This window comes from Halomonas elongata DSM 2581, from assembly GCF_000196875.2.
In the GTDB taxonomy this organism is placed as follows: domain Bacteria; phylum Pseudomonadota; class Gammaproteobacteria; order Pseudomonadales; family Halomonadaceae; genus Halomonas; species Halomonas elongata.
Window position 1 is genome coordinate 1,551,745 of sequence record NC_014532.2, and the last position, 14,686, is coordinate 1,566,430.

A 14,686-nucleotide genomic window follows, 5' to 3' on the forward strand; every position below is an offset into this window, starting at 1 on the left:
TGCAACCGCATAACAACAGACACCATCGGGGAGCCCTGACGTGAGCGATGCTTCGACCACTACCGCTTCTCGTGGCGATGCCGTCATCGAGGTCGAGAATCTGCACAAGGCCTATGGCGACGCCCGGGTTCTCAAGGGCATCGATCTCTCCGCCGGGCGGGGAGACGTCGTCGCGCTGATCGGCAGCAGCGGCTCGGGCAAGTCCACCTTGCTGCGCTGTCTCAACCTGCTCGAGACACCCACCTCCGGTTCGCTGCGCCTGCTGGGGGAGACGATTCCCTTCCGCGGTCAGGGGGCACGGCGCGAGCCCGCCGATCGACGGCAGTTGCGTTGCCTGAGGGCGCGCCTGGGCATGGTCTTTCAGGGCTTCAACCTGTGGCCGCACATGACCCTGGAGGCCAACGTCATGGAGGCGCCGATCCAGGTGCTGAAGCGCTCGCGAGCCGAAGCGCGCGACGAGGCCCGGACGCTGCTGGAGCGCGTCGGCCTCTATCATCTTCGAGAGGCCTATCCGACGACGCTCTCCGGCGGCCAGCAGCAGCGTGGCGCCATCGCCCGAGCCCTGGCGATGGGCCCGGAGGCGTTGCTGTTCGACGAGCCCACCTCGGCGCTGGACCCCGAGTTGGTGGGGGAGGTGCTGGCGGTGATACGCGACCTCGCCAAGGAGGGGCGCACCATGATCATCGTGACCCATGAAATGGCGTTCGCCGCGGATGTGGCGGACCGGGTCGTCTTCCTCGATCAGGGGGAAATCGCCGAACAAGGGCCGCCCGACCGGTTGTTCGATGCCCCGACAGCCCAGCGACTGCAACGCTTCCTGGGCTCGGTCAGTCCATCCCAAGGAGAACGACAATGAAACGACTGCTGACGGCTACCCTGACTTCCCTTTGCCTGGTGCCGCTGGCGCAGGCCGAGGTGACCCGTGTTGGCTTTGCGACCGAACCCTATCCGCCCTTTGCCACGACGGATGCGAGTGGCGAACTGCATGGCTGGGAAGTGGATATCACCCGAGCGATCTGTGAAGCCGCCGAACTGGAGTGCAAGCTCGTCACGACCTCCTGGGATGGCCTGATCCCCGCCCTGACCGGCGGCAAGATCGACTTCATCGCCGCCTCGTTGAGCATCACCGACAAGCGCCGCGAGACCATCGCCTTTTCGGACAAGTACTATCAGACACCTGCGGCGCTGGCCGGTGCCAAGGGCGTCGAACTGGAGCCAACGTCTGAGGGGCTCGCCGGCAAGGCGCTCGGCGTGCAGTCCGCCTCCATCCACCAGGCCTATGCCCAGGCGCATTTCCCCGAGGCGACCCTGCGCGAGTATCAGACCCAGGACGAGGCCAACCAGGATCTGTTCGCCGGACGCCTGGACGCCACCCTGGCCGATCGGCTGATCATCGAGCAGTTCCTGGAGAGCAAAGAAGGCCAGTTGTGCTGTGAGATGACAGGTGATGTGGCTCACGATCCCCAGACCCTGGGAGACGGCATCGGCTTCGGGGTTCGCCAGGACGACGATGCCCTGCGTGAGCGGCTCAACGAGGCAATCGCCGAGGTTCGGGCCAACGGCACCTATGACGAGATTACCGCCCGGTATTTCGACTTCGATATCTACGGTGAGCCCGACACCTGAGGTGGAGGGCAATGATGGACCTGGCAGGGGGCGTCCTGGGTCATGAATTATCGCGACATGAGCATGGGGGAGTTGCTCGCGCTGGCGCCGCCCGGTTGGGGCGGCGCTCTGCTCGACGGGCTCTGGCTGTCGCTGCAGGTGGCCGGCGGTGGTTATCTGCTGGGCCTGCTGATCGGCATGGCCGGGGCCGCCGGCAAGCTCTCCGGTGGCCCCGTCATCCGTGATCTGCTGGCGTGCTATACCACGATCATCCGTGCGGTGCCGGAGCTGGTACTGATCCTGCTGCTCTACTTTGCCATGCCCGAGGCGCTCAACCAGTTGCTGGCCGTGGCCGGGTTGGGGGAGGTGGAAGTCAGCCCCTTCGCCGCCGGTATCGCGGTGATCGCCCTGGTCCAGGGAGCCTATGCCACCGAGGTGATGCGTGGCGCAATTCGTGCCATTCCCTATGGCCAGATCGAGGCGGCCTATTCGCTGGGCATGTCAACCGCCAAGACGTTCCGGCGCATCACCTTGCCGGCCATGCTGCCCGGCGCACTGCCGGGGCTCTCCAATCTGTGGCTGATCGCCACCAAGGACACGGCACTGCTGGCCGTGGTCGGTTTCACCGAACTGACCTTGGCCGCACGCCAGGCGGCCGGCGCCACCAAGCACCACCTGTTGTTCCTGTGCGCGGCCGGTGTGCTCTACCTGCTGGTTTCGCTGATCTCGAACCTTGTGTTCAAGGCACTGGAGCGTCGGGCCACCAGGGGGATGTCGCATGCTTGAATCTCGCCTGCCACCACATCGCCTCGGGCTGATCGCCGTCGCTGTGCTGGTCGTCACGCTGATGGCCCTGCAGATGCGCTGGGACTGGCTGCTCGACTACCGTGACGCCATCCTGGGCGGGCTCTGGCTGACGCTGGTGCTGCTGGTGACCACCAGTGTGGCGGGGTTCCTGCTGGCGATTCCACTTGGGCTGGTGCAGGTGACGGGGCCTCGACCGCTGGCCTGGCTGGCCCGGGGCTTCTGTACCCTGATTCGCGGCACGCCGTTGCTGTTGCAGATCTGGCTGCTGTACTACGGGCTCGGCTCGCTGTTTCCCTACCTGCCGGGCGTGCGCGGGAGCTGGCTGTGGCCCTACCTCACCGAGGCCTGGCCCTATGCCTTCGTGGCCCTGACGCTGTCGTTCGCCGGCTATGAGGGCGAGGTGATGCGTGGTGGTTTCGCCGGTGTGCCGAAAGGCGAGCTGGAGGCGGCCCGCTCGCTTGGCATGCACCCGCTGACCATCCTGCGGCGCATCTGGCTGCCCCGGGCCGTGCAGCGCGTGCTGCCCACCCTCAATGGCGAGTTGATCATCCAGCTCAAGGCCACGCCGCTGGTTGCCACCATTGCCGCCGTGGATACCTATGCCGTGTTCGGGCGCATTCGCCAGGAAACCTACATGGTCTATGAACCCCTGCTGCTGATGGCCCTGATCTACCTGATCCTGGCCGGCCTGATCACTCTGGCTTTCGGTGCCCTGGAGTGTGCATGGTCGCGCCACTCTACCGGCGATTGAGGTCCGATCTACGCTTCGAGCATCACCTCGGCGGCAAGGCTCGGGGCTCCGGGGGCAACGGAATCTGACGAGGCCAGGCGTCATCGACCACGAAGACGCGTCGCCAGCCGTGGGTGGGGTCGTGCAGGACGAGCTGGCGCGGTGCGCCGCCGCTGTTGAAATGTGTCTCGAGCCATGCCGACAGTGCCGCAAGCGGTATCAGGTCGTCCCGGCGGGGTGGCGCCAGCCAGTGAGGCTTGCCCAGGCAGGCGCCTCGGGTTTGCCGCGGTAGCGTCGTCTCCATGGTCGGCCAGTCCCGCCAATGTAGCCATTGTCCGTGGCGATGAGCGGGATGCGCCTGGCGAGGCGCCGGCATGCGGTGCCGGTAGGGGTAGAAGAGCACGCCGGGCATCGCCAGGCGCTGATGCAGCCGACCGCCGAAAGCCTCGCCGAGCCGTTGCGACATGGCGCGCTGAGCTTCCGGCATATCTGCCATGGGCAACTGGTGGCGCTCGAGATGGGCACGCTTGATGGCCAGGCTGTCGAGGCCGCCGGGGCCGACCCAGCGGGCCTGGTCGCGAGCCTCGCCGGGCCCCTCCGGCAGGCCCAGATAGAACTTGATGGCCACTTCGAGATGTATGGGCGTGCGTTCGCCGTTATTGCGATAGAGCAGGTCGAGTTCGCCCAGGGTACGGCGTTCGCGCACGACCGGCAGGTTGTGTGCCAGCAGTCGCGTGTTCGGTGCGGTCTCCAGCAGGTGCTGCCACAGGCGTTCATGGTAGTGGCCCAGGCGTGTCGCGCCGGGCGTGCCCGTCTTGGCCTCGAGATCGCCGGGGTAGGCCTCGAGGGTATCCAGGTAGCCGCGTAGCGTCGCGAGCTCGCCGAGCCCCAGAGCGCTGCGCGTCGGTCGCCCCGGCCAGGCCAGGGCCAGCAGGTCCGGGGCCAGCAGCAACCAGGCGAGATCCCTGACCTGCGGATGCTGCCAGCGTTCCAGGAAGTCGGTATCGTGGGGTGGCATGCGCCCTCGCTGCGGCGTTGAGGTGCCGTTCTGACAGTCCATTGAGTCGGGCCTTATACTCTCAGGATACATACCCAGCAAGCAGGTGCTAATGATGAACCCTGTACTGACGCGTCTCGCCGCCGCCGCAGCCGGCACCTTGATGGCCTTCTCAGCGGCTCAGGCCGATGATTCGCCGGTGGTGGTGGCTTCCAAGATCGATACCGAGGGCTCGGTGCTCGGGCAACTGATCCTGCAGCGCCTGGAGAGCGGCGGCATCGACGTGGAGAACCGCCTGCAACTCGGCACCACCAGCATCGTGCGCGAGGCGCTCACGGCGGGGGAAATCGATCTCTATCCGGAATACACCGGCAATGGCGCCTTCTTCTTCGACATGGCGGACCGCCCGGTGTGGAAGGATGCCGAACAGGCCTACCAGACGGTCAAGGCCGAGGATCGCGAACGCAATGGCCTGGTCTGGCTGACGCCGGCGGAGGCCAACAACACCTGGGCAATCAGCGTGCGGGGCGACGTGGCCCGCGAGCATGATCTGGCCAGTCTCGAGGACCTGGCGGACTATCTCGACGAAGGCGGTGACTTCAAGCTGGCGGCCAGCGCCGAGTTCGTCGAATCGCCCCAGGCGTTGCCGGCATTCCAGGAGGCCTATGGCTTCGACCTCTCCGAGGACCAGTTGCTGGTGCTTTCCGGCGGCAACACCGCCGCGACCATGCGGGCCGCCGCCCAGCAGACCAGTGGCGTCAATGCCGCCATGACCTATGGCACCGACGGCGGCCTCAAGGCCCTGGACCTGGTGGTGATGGACGACACGCTCGGCGTGCAGCCGGTCTATCAACCCACGCCGGTGGTGCGCGAGAGCGTGCTGGACGCGCACCCCGAGATCGAGACGCTGTTGGCCCCGGTCTTCGAGGCCCTGGATCGCGATACCCTGCAGCGACTCAATGGCGACGTGGCGGTCAAGGGGCTCGATCCGGCTCAGGTGGCATCCGACTTTCTCGACAGCCTCCACGACGACCCGGATAACTGAGGCTAGATGTGCGCAGGGAAGCCATACGCCCGAATAGCGTTCTCGTCAGTCTGCTGCTCGCGACCCTGATCGCCTGGTTGGGGCTCGATTCGGTGAGCGTGTCGCCCAATCGCATCGTGCCCGGCCGCGGGATCGATGTACTGGGCGTCGCCGGGTGGGGTGGCGTGGTGGCGAGTGTCGCCCCCATGTTCGTCGTCCTGGGGCTGGCCTGGCGTCCGACTCCGGGCCGCCTGCGTTGGGCGACGGGGCTGGTGGTGCTGATGCTCTCGGCACTGCCGGTGTGGCTGGTCGTCGCGGCGGCACTCAGGGTCGATCCGGACATGCCGCAGGCGCGCATGGGGATCGGCGGGGGCGTCTGGGTGGCGCTGTTCCTGTTGCTGCTGGCACTCATCGAGCTGCGCACCCGGTTGGCACTGTCCCGCGTGCTGGGCTGGGCATTGCTGCTCGTTCCCCTGGCGAGCCTCACTGCCTGCCTCGCGCTAGGGCTCGAGCCCCTGGCACTGCGCCAGGAGTATCAAGGTCGCAGCGGGGCCTTTGTGTCGGCCATCGGGGAGCACCTGCTGCTGGTCGGCGTGGCCGTCTCCCTCAGCCTGCTGCTGGGCATCGGTCTGGCCATGGCGATGCGGCACTGGCCACGGGCGCAGCGGATGGGTTTTGCGGTCCTCAATTTCCTGCAGACGATTCCCAGTCTGGCCCTGTTCGGCCTGCTGCTGGCGCCACTGGCCTGGCTGTCCGGCCGCTTCGAGTGGCTTGCCGCACTCGGGGTCAGCGGCATCGGCTGGGCGCCGGCGCTGCTGGCGCTGGTCGGCTACAGCCTGTTGCCCATGGTGCGCAATACCTATGTGGCGCTGGATGAGGTCGACCCCGATGTCATCGACGCCGCGCGGGGCATGGGCATGAGCCGTGGCCAGGTGTTCCGCCAGGTTCGCCTGCCGCTGGCGCTGCCGGTCATCCTGGAGGGCATTCGCATCACCACCGTGCAGGCCATCGGCCTGACGGCGGTGGCGGCCCTGATCGGTGCCGGTGGTCTCGGCACCTTCATCTTCCAGGGGCTCGGGCAGGCCGCCATGGATATGGTGCTGCTCGGTGCCTTGCCGATTCTCGTCATGGCGCTGGTGGCGGATGCGCTGCTGGGTGCCTTGACCGACCTGCTGCGCTCGGGAGGGGCGACATGATCGAGTTGATCCATGTGACCAAGCGCTTCGGCGACGCCGTGGCGGTGGATGACGTCTCGTTGAGCGTGGGCAAGGGCGAGTTATGCGTGCTGGTGGGTACCTCCGGCTGTGGCAAGTCCACGACCCTGCGCATGATCAATCGGCTCATCGAGCACAGCGACGGCGAAATCCACCTGGATGGACAGCCGGTACGGGAGTTCCGGGAGGAAGTGCTGCGCCGCCGCATCGGCTATGTCATCCAGAGCACCGGACTGTTTCCGCACTGGACCGTCGAACGCAATATCGGCCTGGTGCCGCGGCTGTTGAAGTGGCCGGCCAGCCGGATCCGCGAGCGCGTCGAGGAACTGATGGCACTGCTCGATCTTTCCATGGAGGAATTCGCCGGCAAGTATCCGAGCCAGCTCTCCGGCGGGCAGGCCCAGCGCGTCGGTGTGGCGCGGGCGCTGGCCGCCGATCCCGAGATCCTGCTGATGGACGAGCCTTTCGGCGCTCTGGATCCGATCACCCGCGAGTCACTGCAGGACGAGCTGGCCCGCCTGCAGGCGCGGTTGCACAAGACGCTCGTCTTCGTCACCCATGACATGGACGAGGCGCTGCGGCTGGCGGATCGACTGGTGGTCATGCGCCAGGGGCGTATCGTCCAGCAGGGCCATCCCATCGAGCTGCTGCGTGAGCCTGCCGACGAATTCGTCGAATCCTTGCTCGGCGGCGAGGATCGTGGCCTCAAGGAAGCCGCGCTGTTGCCCGTCAGCGAGCGGATGGCACCGCTCGGCCCGCGCCTGGTGGCCAAGGAGCGTGTCGCGCAGCACGCCACCCTGCGCGAGGCGCTGTCGATCATGCTGTGGCGTCATGTCGAGCGCCTTGCCGTGGTCGACGACGATGATATCCCCATCGGCGAGCTTTCCCTGCGTCGGCTGGTCGGGGCCCGTGGCCATGAGAGTTCGGATTCATGAGTCGTTCGCTGTCTTCGCGTCGCTACGGCTGGCTTGCCCCACTGGTGTGGTTGGCGCTGTTGCTGCTGGCCTGTTTGGGCATGGAAAGGCTCGAGGGGTTATTCCGCCTCGTCGAGCCCGACAGCCAGGCGGTGATCTATGAGCGGGCCGACTTTCTCGTCCTGCTGGGGCGCCATCTGCTGGTGGTGGGGGTGGCCGCCTTGCTGGCGATCCTGCTGGGGGTGGGGGCGGCGGTCGCCGTGACGCGTCCCGGCGGGCGCGACTTCCTGCCGCTGGTCGGCCAGTTGGCCTCCATCGGCCAGACCTTCCCGCCAGTTGCCGTGCTGGCGCTCGCCGTGCCGGTGCTGGGCTTCGGTACGCTACCGATCATCGTGGCGCTGTTGCTCTACGGGCTGTTGCCCATCGTGCGCAATACCCTGGCAGGGCTCGAGGGCATCGATCCCGGTGTGACCGAGGCGGCCCGCGGCATGGGCATGACCGGCGGGCAGCGGCTTCGTCAGGTGGAGCTGCCGCTGGCGGCGCCGGTGATCCTGGCCGGTATTCGTACCTCGGTGACCATCAACATCGCCACGGCCGCCATCGGTGCCACGGTGGGCGCGAGCAACCTGGGTGACCCGATCATCTCCGGCATCGTCAATGGCAATACCGCCTATGTCCTGCAGGGCGCGCTGCTGATCGGCCTGCTGGCACTGTGCGTCGACAGCTTGTTTGCTCGCTTTCAGCCGGCCTCGTCATCCTGAACGGACACGCATGCGCTATGCTGTCGGTATGAAGGACTATCCTTGAATCGCAGTTTACGTTAACGTCAATTCGTTGCGTTGATCGGCGCCGGGGCAATCCCCTGGTGCTGCAGAAGTAGGGAAGCACTGATTGATGTCGCAAGCGATGGGAGGCCGGTCGTCGCCGGAACGCAGCATCCGGCGTTTACATGGCAGTAGATGAGCACCGCCGGTGGCCGGTATACCGCGCTTAGCAATGAATCAGTGCTTCCGGAGAGACAACACTGCCCCCAAAAGGGGTAAGGATCATGACGATGACAACAACGCGAGAGACGTCCGAACTGGCCTTCCTGGCCGGGGACGAGTACAGCATTCCCACCTATCGTGTCCTGTCCCAGGACGGTCGGCTCGTCGAGGGTGCCGAGGCACCGGAGCTCGAGCGGGACAAGGCGCGCCGCATCTACCAGGCAATGCTCGCCACCCGAGTGATGGACGAGCGCATGATGGCGGCACAGCGCCAGGGGCGACTCAGCTTCTACATGCAGTGTACCGGCGAGGAAGCGGCTGTGGTTGGCGCCACGGCGGCGCTCGACGACGCCGACATGATCATGGCCCAGTATCGCGAGCAGGGGGCGCTGGTCTATCGGGGCTTCAGCTTCGACGAGTTCATGAACCAGTTGTTCGGCAATGAGCTCGATTATGGCAAGGGCCGACAGATGCCGGTCCACTACGGGTCCCGAAAGCTGCATTACATGACCATCTCGTCGCCGCTTGGTACCCAGATTCCCCAGGCCACCGGTTATGCCTATGGCCAGAAGCTGGCCGGGGAGGGCCTGTGCACCCTGGTGTTCTTCGGCGAGGGTGCCGCCTCCGAGGGCGATTTCCACGCGGCCCTGAACATGGCGGCGGTGCACGAGGCACCGGTGATCTTCTTCTGCCGCAACAACGGCTACGCGATCTCCACGCCGACCGTCGAGCAGTTCGCCGCCGACGGCGTGGCGCCTCGGGCACTGGGCTATCGCATGCACGTGATCCGCATCGATGGCAACGACATCCTGGCGGTCTACCGGGCCACCGAGGAGGCGCGTCGCATCGCGGTGGAACACAACAAGCCGGTGCTGATCGAGGCCATGACCTATCGTCTGGCGGCGCATTCGTCGTCCGACGATCCGTCCGGCTATCGCTCCAAGAAGGAGGAAGAGGCCTGGCGCGAGAAGGATCCGATCCTGCGCATGAAGCGCTGGCTGGCCGAGCGCGACTGGTGGACCGACGACGAGGAACAGGCGCTCCAGGAAGAACTGCGCCGCGAGGTGCTGGAGACCATGAAGCGTGCCGAGAAGCGCCCGCCGCCCGCCCTGGGCACCCTGGTGACCGATGTCTACGCCGATGTTACCCCGGCATTACAACGCCAGCTCGATGCCCTGGAGGCGCACATCCGTCGTTATCCCGATGCCTACCCCAAGGGGGCGAGTTCGCTCGACCCGGCCGTGAAGGACGGCGCCGATGCATCGACCGACCAGGGAGGGGTCTGAAATGCCGAACATGAACATGCTGCAGGCCATCAACAACGCCCTGGACATCGCCATGGCCGAGGACGAGCGCGTGCTGTGCTTCGGTGAGGACGTAGGCAGCTTCGGCGGCGTCTTTCGTGCCACCAGCCATCTCCAGGAGAAATACGGACACGCCCGCTGCTTCAATACCCCGATCGTCGAGCAGGGCATCGTCGGCTTCGCCAATGGCCTGGCCTCCCAGGGCTCGGTGCCGGTGGCGGAGATCCAGTTCGCCGACTACATCTTTCCGGCCTTCGACCAGATCGTCAACGAGACCGCCAAGTTCCGCTATCGCTCGGGCGATCTGTTCAACGTCGGTGGCCTGACCCTGCGTGCGCCCTATGGTGGCGGCATCTCGGGCGGTCATTATCACTCCCAGTCGCCGGAAGCCTATTTCGCGCATACGCCGGGGCTGAAGATCGTCATTCCGCGCAATCCCTACGAGGCCAAGGGGCTGCTGCTGGCGTCGATCCGCGATCCGGACCCCGTGCTGTTCTTCGAACCCAAGCGACTCTACCGCGCTTCGACCGGCGAGGTGCCCGAGGAGGACTATCAGCTGCCGCTCGGCGAGGCCGAGGTCACCAAGGAGGGCAGCGATGTCACCCTGGTGGGCTGGGGCGCCCAGATGGAAGTCATCGAGCGCGCCGTGGAGCTTGCCGAGAAGGACGGCATTTCCTGCGAGGTGATCGACCTGCGTACCATCCTGCCCTGGGACGAGGACACCGTGGCCGACTCGGTGCTCAAGACCGGTCGCCTGGTGGTGACCCATGAGGCGCCGCGCACCGGTGGCTTTGCCGGCGAGATCGCCGCGGCCATCCAGGAGCGTTGCTTCCTGTACCTGGAATCGCCCGTGATGCGCGTGACCGGCCTGGATACTCCCTTCCCGCTGACGCTGGAGAAGGAATATCTGCCCGATCACCTCAAGATCCACGAGGCCATACGCGCCAGCGTGAATTATTAAGCCGATATAGAGCGCTGAGGAAACGCTGAATCAATCACCGAGCCTAGTGAAGCGCAAGGCGCCCGGAGCACAGAAAGCGAGACATAACGAGAGGTTGGGCGAGCTTTCAAGCACCGCGTAACGAAGCGGTTTGCAGGCGAAGGGATTGATGCAGTGTTTCCCTAACAGGGTTAGGAGAAACGATATGTCCGAGTTCAAGCTGCCCGATATCGGCGAAGGTATCGTGGAGTGTGAAGTCGTCGAGTGGCGTGTCCAGGAGGGCGATGAGATTGCCGAGGACCAGCCGGTGGTCGAGGTGATGACCGACAAGGCGCTGGTCGAGATCACCGCGCCGGCATCGGGACGCGTGACCCGGCTGCATGTGGCCAAGGGCGAGACCGCCCGGGTGCATGAGCCCCTGTTCGCCTATCAGCCCGAGGGCGAGGCCGTCAGCGAGGCAAGCGATCCTGGCGTGGCCGAAGCCCCTGCGAGCCGTGAGGAACCCGCCAGCGAGCCGCCATCCGAAGGCCAGGCCCGGGAGTTCATCCTGCCGGACATCGGCGAGGGCATCGTCGAATGTGAAGTCGTCGAGTGGCGTATCAAGGAAGGCGATACCATCGCTGAGGACCAGCCGGTGGTCGACGTGATGACCGACAAGGCCATGGTCGAGATCACCGCGCCGGAATCGGGGCGGGTGAGTCGCCTGCATGTGGCCAAGGGCGAGACGGCTCGGGTGCACGCGCCGTTGTTTGCCTATATTCCAGATGCCGACGCCTCGGAGGCTTCAACGGCACCCGAACGCAAGACGGCGGCAACCCAGGCATCGTCTTCCGCCGAGTCGCCTCGCGCCGAAGCGCCGTCCCCGAGCGAGCGTCGAGGCGACGGCGGTCGCGGTCAGGGGCAGGGCGCCTATGGTCGGATACCGGCCAGTCCTGCCGTGCGGCGCCTGCTGCGCGAGAACGACCTGCGCCTGGAGCAGGTGCCCGGTTCCGGCAAGGATGGCCGAGTGCTCAAGGGCGATGTGCTGGCCTACCTGGAGGCGGGAGGCGCTGCCGGCGACGAGGCGGCGGCCACTTCTGCCAGTGCACCGCTGGAAACCGCTGAACCCCAGGCGGCCGAGGCGCGGGTCGAGCCGTTGCGCGGCGTGCGTGCCGCGATGGCCAAGCGCATGGTCGAATCCGCCTCGACCATCCCGCACTTCCAGTATGGCGAGGAGATCGACGTCACCGAGCTGCTGGCCCTGCGCGAGCGACTCAAGCCGCGTGCCGAGGCCAGCGAGATGCGCCTGACGCTGATGCCCTTCTTCATGAAGGCCCTGGCGCTGGCGGTCGAGGCCTTCCCGATTCTCAACAGTCGGCTCGACGCCGAGGCCGAGGAGATTCACTACCTGCCACATTGCAATGTCGGCATGGCGGTGGATGGCAAGGCGGGCCTGATGGTGCCCAACGTCAAGAACGTCGGGCGGCTTTCGTTGCTGGAGATCGCCGGCGAGGTCCAGCGACTGACCGCCGATGCCAGAGACGGCCGCGTGTCCCAGGCGGACCTGCGCGATGGCACCATCAGCATCTCCAACATCGGTGCCCTGGGCGGTACCTATGCCGCACCGATCATCAATGCCCCTGAGGTGGCCATCGTCGCCATCGGCAAGACTCAGTGGCTGCCACGCTTCGACGACCAGGGCGAGGTGGTGTCGCGGGCCATCATGACCGCCACCTGGGCCGGCGATCACCGGCTGATCGATGGTGGCACCATCGCGCGGTTCTGCAATGTCTGGAAGGGCTTTCTGGAGGAGCCGGAAACGATGTTGCTCGAGCTGCGCTAGCCGGGATGCTGCTATGACTTGGGAAGCTTTGTCCATGGAGCGGTCGTTAAGGCCCACGACCTCTATCTAGATCCCCATACTTACAGGTGAACGTCATGATCCTGACCAACCGCAAGCCGACAACGGTCGGGGAGGTGCTGACTCAGGAGTTTCTCGAGCCACTGGGTTTGAGTCAGACCAAGCTGGCTGAACGGATGGGAGTGTCGCCTCGTCTGGTGAATGAGCTATGTCGTAACAAGCGGGCCGTGACCGCCGATACTGCGTTGATGCTGGGTCGTGTCTTCGGCAACTCTGCACAATTCTGGTTGAACCTGCAGCAGAAGTCGGACCTCTGGGAAGCGACCCATGATGCGAAGCGGCGCGAACGCATCGAAAAGGCAAAGCCATTGGAGGTGGCCTGAAAGGGCCTGCCTTGAAACGCCGATGACCCAGGCGCCCCTGCAGCAGTTCTATATTCCGGAGGACCAGTCGGTCTATCTGCTCAGCCACCACGACGCGCGCAAGCTGCGCGAATGGGTGGCGCTGTGCCAGGCGCAGCTCGAGCAGCTCGGCTACCGGGATATCGAGCTGATCGGCAAGGGTGCCTATGGCTTCGTGTTCGCCGGCGTCACCGCGCTCGGCGAGGAGTACGTCTTCAAGTTCACCCGGGTCAACCTGCCCCAGCGTATCCAGGATCGCCTCGAGGAAGAGGCCTTCATGCTGGAGCAGGTTGCTCATCCGCGCATTCCCAAGCTGATCGTCTTCCAGCGGGTGCGCAACCAGTCGATCCTGGTGATGCAGCGCGCACCGGGCATCAACCTGGAAGAGTTCTCGCTGCGCGAAGGGCGCCTGTCGCCCCGGCTGATCGTGCGCATCGCCGATCAGCTCGCCGGCATCCTGCGGGCGCTGCGCCGCGAGTCCGGGCCGGCGGGGCGCCCGGTGGTGCACGGCGACATCAAGCCGTCCAACCTGGTCTTCGACGAGCAGGCCGAAACGATCGCGCTGATCGACTGGGGCTCCTCGGTGTTCGCCCAGCTCGACGCCAATCAGCAGTTCGTCGCCGCCAACGTCATGGAGCTGATGTCGGATAACCTGCAACAGACCAACGCCCGGCTGGGCGATGTCTATTTCATCGGCGACGAGCAGTTGAACGGCGCCCTGTCGTCGCCGCGCTTCGACGAGCAGGGGGCGGCCGGCACGCTCTACGCGCTGGCCTCGGCGCAGTCCTGCCGGTTCGGTCACCGTGCCATCCCCGCCACTTCGCTCGGCCTGCCGCGGGAATTCGCCCGCATGCTCGACGGCATGCTGGATCCGGACCCCGAGGTGCGACGCCGCGCGGGAGACCACTTCACCCGCGAGATGCCGCGCCTGGCACGACTCGTCATGATCGATCTGCCGGAGCCTGCCGAGACGCCTCTGGTGCCGGTGTGGAGTCGCGCTTCCGGGCGTGAGATCGACACCGTGGTCTACAGCTCGCGCAAGTCCTTCCTGCGCGAGGAGGGCGGCCGTGAGACGCTCAGTGCGGTCAACGACGTCCAGCTCGACCGCTATTACAAGAACTTCATGCAGGGCATGGGCGAGACCGAGAAGGCCTTTCTGGCGGCGGTGAGCCGGCTGGGCAACTATCCGGTGGTGGGCGGGTTGGCGGTCCGCTGGGAAGCCGAAGGCGTCTACATCGACACTTCGCTCAACCTGCACGACCCATCGCTCAAGCCGGCCTTCGTCGCCGCCGTCAACAACATGGTCAGCCTGGCCCGGGCCATTCACCGCCAAGGCATCTTCAAGAGCTGCCTGTTCAATGCCCGCGACACCCTGCACCTGGAGCGCGAGGGGCCGGACCGACCCTTCGTGATCACGCCGAACATGCGGCTCGAGTACGAGGTCAGCGCCGTGCCCGAGCTGGAGGATCGTTCCCGGCTGCACAGCTACTTCGAAGACGGGCCGGACCCGGACGAATTCCTGGTGCTGCCGGAGGCGATCATCACCTCGCTCGAGGCACTGAACGAGATCCACCACACCGGGATGATCATCTTCGAGGCGCTGCCCGAGCACCTCAAGATCCATAGCCACTATCGCCTGCTCGATCCGTCCCGGGAGGCGGAATTCCGGCGGCGGCTCGACGACATCCTCGATGCGGTCGGGCTGATCGAAGGACTCGGAGTTTCGGGCTTCATGAAGATGCCCTACAAGGACACGCGCTTCTTTCCCCATGTGGCGCGCCAGCCCGAGCGCTTCTATCCCCGCGATCCGCGTGCCGCCCTGGCAGAGATGCAGGCCGCCGGCGCTACAAGACACTCGTGAACTCGCCAGGGCGGCGTTCTTCAATCAGTTTCCAGCGGAGCGTATTCGTGATTATCTTGCCGT

General features: G+C 65.7%; 14 protein-coding genes. 13 read left to right on the top strand and 1 reads right to left on the bottom strand.

Annotated features, from left to right (window positions below; genetic code table 11):
• The first annotated feature begins 40 nt into the window (after nt 1-40).
• From HELO_RS07460 to HELO_RS07475, 4 genes are read left to right on the top strand one after another with little or no spacing between them, the layout of a single operon-like run.
• A complete protein-coding gene (locus tag HELO_RS07460) occupies nt 41-856 on the top strand; it encodes an ABC transporter ATP-binding protein (protein ID WP_013332117.1) in 816 nt (271 codons plus the stop codon).
• On the top strand, nt 853-1,626 hold the full coding sequence (locus HELO_RS07465) for a transporter substrate-binding domain-containing protein (protein ID WP_013332118.1): 774 nt from the start codon (nt 853-855) through the stop codon (nt 1,624-1,626). The genes HELO_RS07460 and HELO_RS07465 overlap by 4 nt, the downstream gene beginning before the upstream one ends.
• Nucleotides 1,627-1,668: 42 nt before the next feature.
• Entirely contained in the window at nt 1,669-2,391 is a 723-nt protein-coding gene (locus tag HELO_RS07470; RefSeq protein ID WP_013332119.1) for an ABC transporter permease, read from the top strand.
• Nucleotides 2,384-3,163 (top strand): ABC transporter permease, encoded by a 780-nt coding sequence (locus HELO_RS07475; RefSeq protein WP_013332120.1) that lies wholly within the window; start codon nt 2,384-2,386, stop codon nt 3,161-3,163. Before HELO_RS07470 ends, HELO_RS07475 begins: the two co-directional genes overlap by 8 nt.
• A 22-nt stretch (nt 3,164-3,185) precedes the next feature.
• Here HELO_RS07475 and HELO_RS07480 read toward each other — a convergent pair whose 3' ends face one another.
• Nucleotides 3,186-4,160 carry a DUF1853 family protein gene (locus tag HELO_RS07480; protein WP_013332121.1) on the bottom strand — a complete coding sequence of 325 codons (975 nt, stop codon included), beginning with the start codon at nt 4,158-4,160 and terminating at the stop codon, nt 3,186-3,188.
• Between the two features lie 94 nt (nt 4,161-4,254).
• On the opposite strand from HELO_RS07480, the gene osmF reads away from it, so the two are divergent.
• From osmF to HELO_RS07525, 9 genes are all read left to right on the top strand, one after another.
• The gene (gene osmF / locus HELO_RS07485) at nt 4,255-5,184 is read left to right on the top strand and encodes a glycine betaine ABC transporter substrate-binding protein OsmF (RefSeq protein ID WP_013332122.1); all 930 of its coding nucleotides are present in this window, start codon (nt 4,255-4,257) and stop codon (nt 5,182-5,184) included.
• 8 nt (nt 5,185-5,192) lie between these two features.
• Nucleotides 5,193-6,359, top strand: coding sequence for an ABC transporter permease (locus HELO_RS07490; protein ID WP_013332123.1), 1,167 nt, complete (start codon nt 5,193-5,195; stop codon nt 6,357-6,359).
• Nucleotides 6,356-7,312, top strand: coding sequence for an ABC transporter ATP-binding protein (locus HELO_RS07495; RefSeq protein ID WP_013332124.1), 957 nt, complete (start codon nt 6,356-6,358; stop codon nt 7,310-7,312). The genes HELO_RS07490 and HELO_RS07495 overlap by 4 nt, the downstream gene beginning before the upstream one ends.
• On the top strand, nt 7,309-8,052 hold the full coding sequence (locus HELO_RS07500) for an ABC transporter permease (RefSeq protein WP_013332125.1): 744 nt from the start codon (nt 7,309-7,311) through the stop codon (nt 8,050-8,052). Before HELO_RS07495 ends, HELO_RS07500 begins: the two co-directional genes overlap by 4 nt.
• 287 nt (nt 8,053-8,339) lie before the next feature.
• Complete coding sequence (locus HELO_RS07505) at nt 8,340-9,563, top strand: thiamine pyrophosphate-dependent dehydrogenase E1 component subunit alpha (protein WP_013332126.1); 1,224 nt, start codon at nt 8,340-8,342, stop codon at nt 9,561-9,563.
• A 1-nt stretch (nt 9,564) separates the two neighbouring features.
• Nucleotides 9,565-10,542, top strand: coding sequence for an alpha-ketoacid dehydrogenase subunit beta (locus HELO_RS07510; RefSeq protein WP_013332127.1), 978 nt, complete (start codon nt 9,565-9,567; stop codon nt 10,540-10,542).
• Nucleotides 10,543-10,726: 184 nt separating this feature from the next.
• Nucleotides 10,727-12,343 (top strand): dihydrolipoyllysine-residue acetyltransferase, encoded by a 1,617-nt coding sequence (locus tag HELO_RS07515; RefSeq protein ID WP_013332128.1) that lies wholly within the window; start codon nt 10,727-10,729, stop codon nt 12,341-12,343.
• 95 nt (nt 12,344-12,438) lie between these two features.
• Nucleotides 12,439-12,744 carry a HigA family addiction module antitoxin gene (locus HELO_RS07520; RefSeq protein WP_013332129.1) on the top strand — a complete coding sequence of 102 codons (306 nt, stop codon included), beginning with the start codon at nt 12,439-12,441 and terminating at the stop codon, nt 12,742-12,744.
• A gap of 22 nt (nt 12,745-12,766) precedes the next feature.
• Entirely contained in the window at nt 12,767-14,623 is a 1,857-nt protein-coding gene (locus HELO_RS07525; protein ID WP_041601992.1) for a protein kinase domain-containing protein, read from the top strand.
• The last annotated feature ends 63 nt before the right edge of the window (nt 14,624-14,686 follow it).